The 12267-nt window shown below is 50.2% G+C and carries 12 protein-coding genes; 7 read left to right on the top strand and 5 right to left on the bottom strand.

Going from position 1 to position 12267, the window contains the following annotated elements:
- The first annotated feature begins 29 nt into the window (after positions 1 to 29).
- From NYE29_RS04635 to NYE29_RS04625, 3 genes are all read left to right on the top strand, one after another.
- Entirely contained in the window at positions 30 to 731 is a 702-nt protein-coding gene (locus NYE29_RS04635) for a pirin family protein (RefSeq protein WP_340894618.1), read from the top strand.
- A gap of 36 nt (positions 732 to 767) precedes the next feature.
- Positions 768 to 1097, top strand: a complete 330-nt coding sequence (locus tag NYE29_RS04630; protein ID WP_340894617.1) for a hypothetical protein — start codon at positions 768 to 770, stop codon at positions 1095 to 1097.
- Positions 1098 to 1283: 186 nt separating this feature from the next.
- A complete protein-coding gene (locus NYE29_RS04625) occupies positions 1284 to 2378 on the top strand; it encodes a Glu/Leu/Phe/Val family dehydrogenase (RefSeq protein ID WP_076110008.1) in 1095 nt (364 codons plus the stop codon).
- Between the two features lie 86 nt (positions 2379 to 2464).
- On the opposite strand, the gene NYE29_RS04620 is transcribed toward NYE29_RS04625, so the two are convergent.
- The gene (locus NYE29_RS04620) at positions 2465 to 3193 is read right to left on the bottom strand and encodes a peptidylprolyl isomerase (protein ID WP_340894615.1); all 729 of its coding nucleotides are present in this window, start codon (positions 3191 to 3193) and stop codon (positions 2465 to 2467) included.
- Positions 3194 to 3333: 140 nt separating this feature from the next.
- Here NYE29_RS04620 and NYE29_RS04615 point away from each other — a divergent pair, with 140 nt between their 5' ends.
- Positions 3334 to 4560, top strand: coding sequence for an MFS transporter (locus tag NYE29_RS04615; protein WP_076110006.1), 1227 nt, complete (start codon positions 3334 to 3336; stop codon positions 4558 to 4560).
- A 116-nt stretch (positions 4561 to 4676) separates the two neighbouring features.
- Here the strand turns inward: NYE29_RS04615 and NYE29_RS04610 are convergent, their stop codons facing one another.
- Together NYE29_RS04610 and NYE29_RS04605 are read right to left on the bottom strand one after the other, a co-directional pair.
- Complete coding sequence (locus NYE29_RS04610) at positions 4677 to 5288, bottom strand: hypothetical protein (protein ID WP_340894614.1); 612 nt, start codon at positions 5286 to 5288, stop codon at positions 4677 to 4679.
- Positions 5289 to 5307: 19 nt separating this feature from the next.
- A complete protein-coding gene (locus NYE29_RS04605) occupies positions 5308 to 5487 on the bottom strand; it encodes a hypothetical protein (protein WP_340894613.1) in 180 nt (59 codons plus the stop codon).
- Between the two features lie 323 nt (positions 5488 to 5810).
- Here NYE29_RS04605 and NYE29_RS04600 point away from each other — a divergent pair, with 323 nt between their 5' ends.
- Together NYE29_RS04600 and NYE29_RS04595 are read left to right on the top strand one after the other, a co-directional pair.
- Positions 5811 to 7670: an ATP-binding protein gene (locus tag NYE29_RS04600; protein ID WP_340894612.1), complete on the top strand. Its 1860-nt coding sequence runs from the start codon at positions 5811 to 5813 to the stop codon at positions 7668 to 7670.
- Between the two features lie 161 nt (positions 7671 to 7831).
- Positions 7832 to 9694 (top strand): HAMP domain-containing sensor histidine kinase, encoded by a 1863-nt coding sequence (locus tag NYE29_RS04595; RefSeq protein WP_340899607.1) that lies wholly within the window; start codon positions 7832 to 7834, stop codon positions 9692 to 9694.
- A gap of 18 nt (positions 9695 to 9712) precedes the next feature.
- Here NYE29_RS04595 and NYE29_RS04590 read toward each other — a convergent pair whose 3' ends face one another.
- Complete coding sequence (locus tag NYE29_RS04590) at positions 9713 to 9955, bottom strand: NHLP leader peptide family RiPP precursor (protein ID WP_038598665.1); 243 nt, start codon at positions 9953 to 9955, stop codon at positions 9713 to 9715.
- Between the two features lie 104 nt (positions 9956 to 10059).
- Positions 10060 to 10995 carry a hypothetical protein gene (locus tag NYE29_RS04585; RefSeq protein WP_340894611.1) on the bottom strand — a complete coding sequence of 312 codons (936 nt, stop codon included), beginning with the start codon at positions 10993 to 10995 and terminating at the stop codon, positions 10060 to 10062.
- Positions 10996 to 11164: 169 nt separating this feature from the next.
- Between NYE29_RS04585 and NYE29_RS04580 the strand changes: the two genes are divergently transcribed.
- Positions 11165 to 12244, top strand: coding sequence for a Gfo/Idh/MocA family protein (locus NYE29_RS04580; RefSeq protein WP_340894610.1), 1080 nt, complete (start codon positions 11165 to 11167; stop codon positions 12242 to 12244).
- The last annotated feature ends 23 nt before the right edge of the window (positions 12245 to 12267 follow it).

The raw sequence follows: 12267 nt of genomic DNA, 5'->3' as shown, positions 1-12267 counted from the left end.
TGCTCACAAAACTTTCAGGAGGGGATCACATGATTCAAGTCTATCCGGTACAATCCGCCCACCGTTTCGATCACGGCTGGCTGCAAGGCAGCCACAGCTTCTCATTCGGTGATTTCTATGATCCCGATAATACCTTGTTTGGTCCGATGCGCGTCTGCAACGATGATACCATCGCGCCGGGCAGGGGCTTCGGTGCCCATCCGCACAGCGACATGGAGATCGTCTCCATCGTGCTTTCCGGCAGGCTGCGCCATGAGGATAATCTGGGTAATGTAGCAGAAACAACCTTTGGCGGCATTCAGCGCATGTCGGCTGGAACCGGCGCTATTCATACGGAGCATAATCCTTCGGACAGCGAGCCGGTACGGCTGCTGCAGCTGTGGTTTATGCCGAGTACCCGCGGAACGGCACCTTCTTACAGCACCGGCCGCTTTGATCCGGCGAAGCTTGAAGGGGAACTGCTGCCTGTGGTGGCTGCAGAGCCTTCGGAAGAGGTCGTGGGTATTGCCCAGGATATGACGATTTATCTCGGCCGGGCGGAAGCCGGCCAGGTATTATCTTTTCAACAGGAGCCGGGACGGCGCATTTTTATATATCTAATTGAAGGACGGCTGAAGCTGCAGGGGGATGTCGAGCTGCAGCCAGAGGATTCGGCGCGGATTGAAGAGGTCAGTGCATTAAGTCTTGCCGCTGAAGAGAATATCCTGGTTATGGTGATTGATCTACCGTAGCCGCTTGCGAAGTACAGTTACAAGGAGGGACATATAATGGCACAGCAGGAGAGAGTACTGGTTAAGCATTCGGTAACAGGACGTTTGCTGGTCAGCAGCACGGACGGCCCGACCTATACGTTTGATCCGCAAGGCGAATTGACGGTAATTACGATCTGCGGGGTAGCTTCCGATAAAGGGGCGGCTGTGGTGGAGCTGAAGTCCGAGCTCAATGTGTTCCGCTTCGAGGAGCCTGCGGAGGGGCCGGTTATCAAGCATTGGTATTATGTAGGCGACAACGCTGTAGATTACGACGCCTTTTCAGGATGTCTAACGATAGCGGTCCAGTCCGAGATTGAGTACCGGCCCGACCAATATTGGGAATAGCAGTGTCAATTCTGCTATTTCTTTTACTAATATCACATCGCAGGTGAAGTTAGTGTCTGATAAAGTCGTTTTTTTCAAAAAATCCACGGAGAGAGGACAAATGATATTGACAATCCGCTCCTGGTGTACTAGCTTTGTTATGAAACGTAACACGACCAAAGAGATGAGATAGGAGAAATGAACAAAATGGAATTGTTTGCAGCAATGCAGCGGGACGATTACGAAGAGCTGTTGTTTTGTCAGGATCAGGCATCAGGGTTAAAGGCGATCATTGCGATTCATGACACAACACTGGGGCCCGCACTGGGCGGAACAAGAATGTGGACTTATGCTTCCGAGGAAGCGGCGATTGTCGATGCGCTGCGGCTGGCCAAAGGTATGACGTACAAGAATGCTGTGGCGGGGCTAAATCTCGGCGGCGGGAAGACGGTGATTATCGGCGACCCCAAAAAAGACAAAAACGAGGCGATGTTCCGGGCCTTCGGCAGATACATACAAGGTTTGAACGGCCGTTATATCACAGCGGAGGATGTAGGCACCACGGAAGAGGATATGGATATCATTCATCAGGAGACGGATTATGTTACCGGGATTTCGGCCACTTACGGTTCCTCCGGCAATCCTTCACCAGCTACAGCCTTCGGGGTGTATCAAGGGATGAAGGCCGCAGCCAAGGCGGCTTTTGGCAGTGATTCGCTGGCTGGCAAGACGGTGGCAGTACAAGGTGTAGGCAACGTGTCCTTTACACTGTGCAAATATCTTCACGAAGAGGGAGCACAGCTTATTGTAACGGATATTAACAAGGAAGCTGTGGCCCGGGCAGTAGAGGCCTATGGGGCCAAAGCGGTTGATCCTGCGGACATCCTCTCGGTAGCGTGCGATATTTATGCCCCTTGCGCACTCGGTGCAACCATAAATGATGAGTCGCTGCCGCTGCTTAAGGCGAAGGTTGTCGCAGGTGCGGCCAACAATCAGCTGAAGGAGCCGCGTCATGGTGATGCCTTACACGCTAAGGGCATTGTTTACGCGCCGGACTATGTCATTAACGCCGGTGGCGTAATCAACGTTGCTGACGAATTGAACGGCTATAATAAGGAACGCGCCTATAAGAAAATTGCCAAGATCTATGGCAGCATTACCCGTGTGCTGGAGATTTCACAGGCCAATGGAATACCGGCTTATGCCGCAGCAGACCGGTTGGCAGAAGAGCGGATTGCTCTGCTTCGCACAAGCCGCAGCACTTTCCTGCGGAATGAGCATCACGCCATCAGCAGAAGATAGAGGTTGTTCTAAATAAATAAGCAAAAGCCCATTTCCGGTTAAGCGGAGATGGGCTTTTGCTTGTAGAGCAGATGAACCATCAAAGGCTACTGTACCTTCTGCGGTTCCGGATAAGTGACGCCGAGCGTATCTACGGTAACCTTCTTCATCACCGGAGGCGCTTCCGGGCGGTCCGAATCGTCACGCGGCAGGTTGACGATGGATTCCACTACCTCAAGACCCTCTGTAACTTTGCCGAAAGCTGCATAGCTTCCGTCCAGGCTCGGATAAGCGGCTGCCATAATGAAAAATTGCGATCCGGCAGAGTTGACATCCTGGCTTCTGGCCATCGAAAGAACACCCTCTGTATGCAGCAGATTGTTGGTGAACCCGTTGCCGGAGAATTCGCCGGAAATGCTGTAATCCGGTCCGCCCATGCCTGTACCGTCAGGATCGCCGCCCTGAATCATGAAGTCGGGAATCACGCGATGGAATATGGTTCCGTCATAAAACCCCTTTTTAATGAGGGAGATGAAGTTATTGACGGTATTTGGAGCGACTTCCGGATAGAGCTCTGCTTTGATAACGCCGCCGTTATCCATCTCTATGGTTACGACCGGGTGGCTGGCTGTTGCAGAAGGGACACCTTCGGTAGCCGCAGCAGCGGCTTCTTTTTGCGGAGCGGGGCTGGCTTCACTGTTTGTAGTATTGCCTGCCGCATTTTTGTTGCCGCATCCGGCTACAATGATCAGCAGCAGTGTCATCATCATCAGAAGGATGACGGTTTTTTTTCTTGTTAGCTTCACGTTCGTAATCTCTCCTTTTTCCTTGTTCATCTCATGTTCTTCTTCATTATCATACCTTCTTTGTCCCACTTCTTGCAAAGTGAGGTGCGAGGGCCGGGATTGGCACAAGTTTAAAAGAGGGGTAGAATAGGTAGATGCTTCCAAGGTATAACAGAAGGGATGTGTGCTTCATGCAGTTTTCGTGGAAGCGGAACCTGATCGTGCTTTGGGTGGGTGTTTTCTTTTGCAGTACGGCCTATTCGATCTCGATTCCGTTCCTTTCAATTTTTTTGAGTGACCAATTAGGGGTCACGAGTCATTTGGAGATTTGGTCGGGGGTCAGCTTCGGCATCACCTTCCTGGCCAGTGCGCTGATTTCACCTTACTGGGGTTCACTGGCTGATAAATATGGCCGCAAACCGATGCTGATCCGCTCGGGCTTCAGTCTGGCGGCCTTATACTTAATTAATTTCTTCGTCCATGACCCATATGTATTTCTGATTGTACGGATTTTTCAGGGGCTGCTGGCGGGCTTTGTTCCGGCAGCCATCGCCATGGTGGCCACCAATACGCCCGAGGATAAGACCGGTTATGCGCTGAGCATCATGTCGACTGCGGGAGCTACCGGCAGCATCATCGGACCGCTCATTGGCGGCGTGGTGAGTTATTATACCAGCAACCGCAGCGCCTTTTTGTTCTCGGCGGCGATCGTTCTGGTCTCGGCCCTAATCGCTACTTTCTTCGCCAAAGAGGAGAACTACGACCGCTCTGCACCCAGATCACGGGTCAGGGATGACATCCGGGAGGCGAGAAACAACCGCGCCTTTATTACCCTGTTGTCGCTGGCCGGCATCAGTACTTTTTCGGTAATGATCCTTGAACCGCTGCTGCCGATTTATTTGCTTGATATGGGCATTTCCAAAAGCACCGCTACACTAAGCTCGGGAATTGTATTCTCCGCCGTAGGGATCGCTACTGTGATTATGGCACCGCAATGGGGGAGAATAGGCAGCCGCAAAGGCTTCGGACTTGTCCTGTTTATTGGCCTGATCGGCGGGGGAATTGGGAACATCCTTCAGTATTTTGTCTCAGGTTATGTAGAGTTTGCGGTACTGCGTTTTGCCTATGGGCTGTTCTATGCCGGAGTGCTTCCTTCGGTTAACGCAATGATAGTCCAGACCATTGAACCGGGATTCCGCGGGCGGGCATTCGGACTGAATCAGGCGGCTTCGCAGCTGGCAACGATGGCCGGTCCGATTATCGGCGGCTTGCTTGGCGCGTTCATTCCCATCCGCTGGGTGTTTGTCATCAACGGTGTGATGCTGCTGGTAGCGGCGGTGCTGGTGAAGACCCGTAAGCTGGAGGCGAAAGTCATCGCAGCCCGTCATTCTGGAGAACCGGCAGCGATGCCGAAATAGCAGCCGGATTACGCTGCAGTGAGGTGCGGATTAGGATAAGCTGTCGGCTTGGTCCATTTTTAATGGAAAAAGCGCCGCCGGAACAAGTTCCGGCGGCGCTTGGCGTCAGTCCTACATTATTCTTCTTCTCCGTTTGATCCGTTTAGGACATCGGTCCCGGGCATTACATCCAGGGGAGGTGAGGCAGGGTCCACAGCGGTTCCGGGCTGAAGCTCGTCGGCGTCGGGAATATCCTCCAGTGGCTGATCCTCTTCCTCATCGTCCAGGATTTCGTCGTCACCGGCATAATCAATGACGCTGCCCGTCAGTCCTGCAGCTCCGGCGGCGAAGACGGCATCGGATTCAAGCAGCTCATCCCGCCGGCTTCCCGGTGAAGCGGCTATCTCTCCGTGTCGTTCAGCCCGCGGACGAAGAGCAGGTTCAGGTGCACTGAGGCCAATGTCAGCAGCCAGAATGTGGTCTTCTACGAGCGCCGGATCGGCACCGTCATCCACTACGCCATCGAAATCAATGGGAGCGGCACCGACAGGTTCATGGCTGGTAAATGCAGATTCGAGCGGCCGTCTATCTTCCTGATCCGTGCCGCTGCCGCTTGTGCTCTGTTCAGTAATCGTACCGAGCGGCCGTAGTTCTTCCAGCGGAATATCCTGCTCCGGGGAGATTTCTCCCATCTTTGTATAACGCTCATATGCAAAATCGGCTTCAGTTTTATTAAATTCATTACCCATAGCCGTTCAACTCCTTTGCTTAAGTCTGTCCCTTTTTAGGAACAGCATGGTCAATTGCTGCTTGCTGGTCGTCGTCCGGCAGGGCGCCGGGAAATGACCCTTCCTGAAACAGGCCGAACTGTTCATCGATATCCCGCTCGGTTACCAGCCCCTCCTCGTCAGAGGGTTGGTCTGCAGTGATGTCTTCCTTCTTGTCCATAGCCTATCCTCCTCGACTTCTATAATAGTTCTTTACCCGTTTATCCGGCGCCGAATCTGTACACCCCGGCGCAGCCTGTCCATTAGAAATCAGAACGGGTATAGAGGAGATTCTCAGCCTGATCTTAATATATTCAATCCAGGCGCCATTTAACCGTGTAACCAAGGGTAAACTACTTATTTCGAGGTTTTTTGCAAGATTAGGCAGGTATAGTGCGAAGGTTGTCGAAAATAAGAATCATATGAACTATATAAATACCACTAATGATTTATTGAGGAGCCAAGATGAAGTTGCCATCATCAAAGAGAGTAGTTGCGATATTCATGCTGCTGCTTTTGATCGCTATAGTGCCTATCGGTATCGTCATGGAGTGGGACGAGCGGTCAGGCGTTGCCTTGCCGGAATGGGAGCTGAAGTGGGGAAGTTCAAATATACAGGATGTTGAAGAGGCTGCGTCTGCACCTGATGAGGATTGGATAAAGCAGACAGCAAGTTCATCCAGGCCGCTCACCAATGAAGGGATGACAGGAGCCTGGATACGCTTCACTTTACCTCCGACAGCGGCAAATTCGGCATTGCTTATAGATAAAGTGTATGGAAATACGCTTAAAGCTTACAAGAATAACGTTCTTATTTACGATTCGGCAGATATGGTCAATTATAATGGCAGCAAAGTGCTGATTCCTTTGTCAGCAGAAGATAAAAGCGGCCAGCTTTATTTGTGGAGCAGCGGCGGCAGCAAAGGTTTCGGTATAGAAGGCGGCATCAGGGTAGGGAATTATGACAAGCTCCTTGCCCATTATGTTAAACAGGATCTGATCGATCTTGTCATCGGTGCGGCCCTAATATTTATGGCTGTTGCGCTGTTGATGTGCCTGCTGTTTTTCAGGCTGGAATTTTTCTCGGGCGGCTTATGGCTTGTGCTTGTTATTGCTTCCTTCGGTATGCTGCTGATCACCTACTCACCTTTTTTGCAGCTCGTCTTGCACGGCCATGACCAATGGATTGAGGTTTGTTTTGATCTGGCTTTACTCACACTGCTGCCGGCATTTACATTGTATTTTGAACGGATATTCGGACGTGGAAAAAGCCTGTGGCTGGTCCGGTTTCGTAATTTCCAACTGGTTTATTCGGGATTCTGTCTCGGTTTTCTGCTGCTGAATACATTACTTTCCTACCGCTTGGACCACCTGTATAGACTGATGAGTGTTCAAGTGGTCGGCATCATGATGATCCTGCAATTCTTTTACTTGCTGGTCCTTGCGGTTATTCATGCTCTTAGAGGCAACCGGGAAGCTCTTATCTTCACGATAGGCTTTGTTATTTTCGCGGTTCCTTCGCTTAGTGAGCTGATCCTGTACTTTTCATCCACACATAGATACCACTTGTATTGGTGGAAATGGGGAGTGGTTGGGTTCCTCCTTTCTCTGATCATTATCCTCGGGAGAAGGCTGGCCCGGAATTATGAACAGACCGTGGAATATTCCCGGGATCTGGAGAAATTCAACAACGACCTGCAGCGTTCGGAGAAGATGGAGATCATCAGTGAGCTCGCTGCTTCGGTTGCCCATGAGGTTCGTAATCCGCTGCAGGTAACCCGGGGGTTTCTGCAGATTCTGGGTGAACGCTCCGGCAAGAAGGAAAAGGAGTACCTGGAAATGGCCATGGAGGAGCTGGACCGGGCTTCCTTGATTATCACGGATTTTCTGACCTTCGCCAAACCGGGGCAGGAAACGGTGGATGTATTTGAGGTCTCGGAGGAACTGAAGCATGTGTCCGGCATTTTGATGCCACTTGCCAATCTGCAGGGTGGTGAGATAGAGCTCCGCCTGCAAAGCGATCTTCAAGTGAAGGGCAGTGCCTCCAAGTTTAAACAGGCTTTTATCAATTTAATCAAGAACAGCATTGAATCGCTTCAGGAGGATGGGTTGATTCAAGTAACCGCCTGGAAATCAGGTCAGCATATTATTATCAGTGTGCAGGATAACGGGGAAGGCATGAGGGTTAGCGAACTTGCCCGGCTGGGAGAGCCGTACTATTCGAACAAAACCAAGGGAACAGGGCTCGGGCTCATGGTTACCTTCCGTATTATAGAAGCGATGGACGGGTCCATTCAATTTCACAGTACAAAAGATGAAGGTACCGAAGTGATTGTTAAATTGCCATCAGCCGGAAGAATTTAGAATTTTTTTGGTAAATTTCGTTTTTATGAAGGGATAGGCAACGGCCAGCGCGAAATAATACCAATACAGAACACTTTGTTTCTGAAACTTTCTTCTGAGGTGCTTACATGCGCTTGATCGTCAAAAGTTTACATATAATAGCAGCATTTTTTTTGCTTTTTATGATCTGCGGTTCGCTCACGGTATCAGCGGAAAGTCATTATGCTTCTAAAGAAATCACAAATTGGCAAATCAAATGGGGCAACAAGGCTGGGGACAAAGGTTATTTGGTTCCTGTTTCGGATAAAGAAGGGTGGCTGAGCGCCGGGTCCAGCGGGAAAACAACGGAGCTTCCAGACGGTATCTCTTCTATATGGACACGAATTGCGCTTCCGGAATTCAAATATGTCTCACCCTCAGTCTATATCGATACGTTATATGCACTGCATGTTAAAGTGTACGTGGAGGATCGCCTCATCTTTGAAGCTGACCGCAGTTATATTAAGGATAATTATTCACTGCTCGTGCCCCTGAGCAGTGGGGACAACGGGAAGAATCTGTACATATGGACTGAAACGCTTAAGGATCGAATCGGGATCAAGGATCAAGTGATCATTGGGGAACACGGAGTTCTGATTAAGGACTATATCAAAAACGGGCTTATAGACGTTATTCTGGGCGGTGCCTTTTTGTTTGTGGCGATAGTCCTGTTTGTGTGCGCGTTTTATCTCAACAAGGATTACTTTTCGATAGCGGCCTCTTTATCTATCGTCATTGCCTCCACCGGAGTGCTGTCGATCACGTATTCCCCGTTTATTTATACCTTTTACAGTTATTTAGGTCCGGTGAGCATAGTCTTTCTGGATTTGGCGTTACTGTCGCTTCTGCCTGCGCTGACCTATCTGTTTGAGAAAATATTCGGCGGCGGAAGGTTTGGCATCATCCGTAAGTTCCGCAAATTCCAGACAGCATATTCTTTATTCTGCATCGTTTGTCTAGTGATCAATGGACTGTCGGATAACCGTTTTGTTGAACTGTACTATTTTATATCAGTCACTATCATCGGATTTCTAATGATCCTTCAATTCATTCTCCTCATTGCCTGTGTCATTATCTATTCTTTGAAGAGAAATAAGGATGCGATCATTTTTGCCATCGGCTTCGGAACTGCAGCCTTTACTGGAGTAGCCGAGCTGGTATGGTATTATATCCGCCAAGGCAATTATGATCTGTTCTACTGGAAATGGGCGCTGGTAGTGTTCATTCTCTCGCTCATTATTATTCTCGGCCGCAGGCTGGCCCTGAACCATCAGCAGGTGGTCAAATATTCCCGGGAGCTGGAGCTGTTCAACAATGAACTGCAGCGTTCAGAAAAAATGGAAATTATCAGCGAGCTTGCTGCATCCGTAGCACATGAAGTCCGCAATCCGCTTCAGGTTACGCGAGGATTTTTGCAGCTGCTGATGGAGAAATCGAACGGAGATGAGCAGAGGTTTCTGTTCATGGCCCTTAGCGAGCTGGACCGCGCAGCGAACATCATTACGGATTTCCTGACCTTTGCCAAACCGGAATTCGAGCAGGTCTCGATCCTTAATGTTCATGATGAATTCAAGCATATCGAGAGCATCTTGCTTCCGCTATGCCATTTGAACGGGGGCAAGATGGTGCTGGACGTGGAGGAACATTGTTGGGTGAAGGGCAACTCCTCCAAATTCAAGCAGGCTTTTATTAATATCATCAAGAATAGCATCGAGTCACTCGGAGAGGAGGGGACCATCCATATGTCGGTATATGCCAAAGGGGACAGGGTGTATATTCATGTGAAGGATAACGGGGAGGGAATGGAACCGGGCGTATTGAACCGGCTTGGCGAGCCGTATTTCTCGAACAAGTCGAAGGGCACAGGCCTGGGACTTATGGTCACTTTCCGCATCATTGAGGCCATGAATGGTGAAGTCCGCATTATAAGCAAAAAAGGAGCAGGAACCGAATCCATCATCATTCTGCCGCTGGCAGAAGCTCCGGGTGATTCCAACTCCTTATGAAGTCTTAAATCTGATGTTCTACCAAGAACCGAGTGTAGTAACGTCGGTCTTCAGTATGCCTGAAGAAGGACTGGGAGGAATAACCAGATAGAACTCATTGGAGCCTTCCTCTACCGTCTTGAGCGTAATATGGTCGGGAAGATTGATGCCTAGTGCTTCTTTGAGGGCTGCTTTTGGGTCTGAGAGCAGCTTCTGCTTGAAACTTGGATCTTCCCATGCTTTCTGAATAACTTGATTTCTAAGAATTGCTTCTGACAAAATAATCACCCTTCCCCTGAATGGTTATATTTACCTCATGAGCATAACATAGGATTTTATATTAATCTATTGCTATTTCTATGATCATAATAGAGTTGCAGTGCTTATTATGTATTCCTATTTTTGGATAACCAGTAGCTGAGTCCTCCTCCCTGCAAAAGCTGTTTCTCTGCTTCGATAGCTGCTGCGATATGCTGGAGATTCTGGACCAGCACATGGTGGAAAGCTACCAGATGGGGAGCCTTCAGCCGGTATTCTGCGAGTTTGCAGTGGTTGGCGAGCGCTGTTTCAGCGTAGGACGCCAGCCCGCCTTCCGTAAAGATGAAATCTTTGACCTTCCCCGCTGTAAGCGGGCCTTGACCCTCCTGAAGCTGGCAACGGGCCAGAGACAGCAGGCAATTATAGCTGCCCTCCGCCAAATCCTGCTCCCAATCCTCGTAATCATCAAGCATCTGCAGTGTAATCAGTACCTTATGCAGCATCTCTTCCGAATCCGCAATTAGATAAGCATGATCCGAAAGTAGCAGGACGGCTGTACTGCAGAGCTTAAGCGGACTGGCTTTGTGGGCAATTTTGACACGGTCGTTCAGGAAATAGTCACTGCTGGCCTCGCCTGCCACACTGTCTGCCCATTCAAAAAGATAACGTTTGAAATAGGACCAGAACGAGGAGTCCGGGGCGAAAAGAGGCCGGTAAATATGGAGGAATTCCACGTACAGCAGGTTCGCAAGCGGCAGCTGCTCTGCGGCGGTTGGCTCTTTGCTGTCCATCAGATCATCCTGCAGGAAGAAATAGAGCATAATTAAGACGTTTCCCAGCGACATCTGATGCACTTGCTCTGACGTAAGACCGTATTCTGAGCGCAGCCAGAACGGGAGTAAATAACATATGTAATTTTTGTGGCTTCCTGCTTTAAATACGTTAAACTGATGAAGATAGGCCAAACCTTGTGTACGAAGCGGTTCTGGAAATCCTGTGATGATGACACTGGCATCGCCAAATACCGCGCGGAGCTCCTCATCGTACTCATGAAGCCAATCCATAGGCTGCTCCCCTGTCAATATTTTATTTTTTTTAGAAAAAATGGGGTTATCCGTCATGATTATAGTCCTACTAACCTGGGATTTCAATGATAATTTATGGGGTGATATAGTAATGGAGTACTATAATTCATCTTATCCACGGATCGGGAATTGCTAAAGGGGGATGGACATGGAGAAGATTGTGTTTGGGCTGGCCGGCGGCGGCTGGCGGGCGGAGTTCTATCTGCGTATTGCCAAACAGCTGCCGGAACAATTCGCTGTGGGCGCCATGTTTGTGCGCAATAAGGAGAAAGCCGATGTCCTAAGCAGGGAGTGGGGAGTGAAGGTCTACACTTCAATTGAAGAGTTTATCTCAGCGGGTACTTATTCCTTTGCGGTAATTAGTCTGAAACGAGAGGTTAGCAAACCATATATCATCCAGCTGGCGGAAGCGGGTATTCCGGTGCTTGCGGAGACGCCGCCGGCGCCCGATCTGGAACAGCTGACGGAGCTATGGAACCGGGTGGGCCGTTCTGCCGTCATCCAGATTGCCGAGCAGTATCTGTTCCAGCCGATGCATGCGGCAAGAATCAAGCTGGCCGCTTCCGGCAGGCTTGGCACGATCAGCCAGGCCCAGGTATCGGCTGCACACAGATATCACGGAATCAGCCTCATCCGGCAGCTGCTGGGCATCGGCTTCGAGAATCCAATAATTCGTGCACAGAATTTTTGTTCTTCTATTATAAAGGGACCGCAGCGAAGCGGACCTCCGGTTGCCGAGGTGATGGTTCAGACGGGGCAGATGCTGGCCACTCTGGATTTTGGAGCCCGGCTAGGCGTGTTCGATTTCACCGGCGACCAGTATTTTTCATGGATCCGCAGCAACCGGATTTTGGTGCGCGGGGAGCGGGGGGAATTGTTGAACGATGAGGTGTCCTGGCTCCAGAGCTATGATACGCCGCTCTACTGCAAGCTGCGGCGGATGGATGCCGGGCATGGGGGAAACCTGGAGGGCTTTTATCTCAAAGGGATTATGGGAGACGGCGAATGGCTGTACCGGAATCCATTTGCCCCGGCCAGGCTCACGGACGATGAAATTGCCATTGCAGAGAGCCTTGTCCGAATGCAGAGACATGTTCAAGGAGGGCCTTCTTTCTACAGTTTGGCCGAAGGATGCCAGGATCAGTATTTGGCACTGCTGCTGGAGCAGGCGGCGGCGAGCGGAGAAACGGTGACTTCCCATAGCCAGCCGTGGTCAGAGCAGGGCTGAAGCAGCAGATGTAATTCAAAAGC

The organism is Paenibacillus sp. FSL M7-1046 (assembly GCF_038007405.1).
In the GTDB taxonomy this organism is placed as follows: domain Bacteria; phylum Bacillota; class Bacilli; order Paenibacillales; family Paenibacillaceae; genus Paenibacillus_AQ.
Note: the sequence above shows the minus strand (reverse complement) of the source record. Positions and strands in the feature narration are given on the sequence as shown.

Excerpts from the sequence above, each read along its gene's own strand:
- NYE29_RS04615 (WP_076110006.1), top strand. The coding sequence starts at position 3,334 with ATGCAGTTTTCGTGGAAGCGGAACCTGATCGTGCTTTGGGTGGGTGTT.
- NYE29_RS04630 (WP_340894617.1), top strand. The coding sequence starts at position 768 with ATGGCACAGCAGGAGAGAGTACTGGTTAAGCATTCGGTAACAGGACGT.
- NYE29_RS04595 (WP_340899607.1), top strand. The coding sequence starts at position 7,832 with ATGATCTGCGGTTCGCTCACGGTATCAGCGGAAAGTCATTATGCTTCT.
- NYE29_RS04625 (WP_076110008.1), top strand. The coding sequence starts at position 1,284 with ATGGAATTGTTTGCAGCAATGCAGCGGGACGATTACGAAGAGCTGTTG.
- NYE29_RS04605 (WP_340894613.1), bottom strand. The coding sequence starts at position 5,487 with ATGGACAAGAAGGAAGACATCACTGCAGACCAACCCTCTGACGAGGAG.
- NYE29_RS04635 (WP_340894618.1), top strand. The coding sequence starts at position 30 with ATGATTCAAGTCTATCCGGTACAATCCGCCCACCGTTTCGATCACGGC.
- NYE29_RS04580 (WP_340894610.1), top strand. The coding sequence starts at position 11,165 with ATGGAGAAGATTGTGTTTGGGCTGGCCGGCGGCGGCTGGCGGGCGGAG.
- NYE29_RS04610 (WP_340894614.1), bottom strand. The coding sequence starts at position 5,288 with ATGGGTAATGAATTTAATAAAACTGAAGCCGATTTTGCATATGAGCGT.
- NYE29_RS04600 (WP_340894612.1), top strand. The coding sequence starts at position 5,811 with ATGCTGCTGCTTTTGATCGCTATAGTGCCTATCGGTATCGTCATGGAG.
- NYE29_RS04620 (WP_340894615.1), bottom strand. The coding sequence starts at position 3,193 with ATGAACAAGGAAAAAGGAGAGATTACGAACGTGAAGCTAACAAGAAAA.
- NYE29_RS04585 (WP_340894611.1), bottom strand. The coding sequence starts at position 10,995 with ATGGATTGGCTTCATGAGTACGATGAGGAGCTCCGCGCGGTATTTGGC.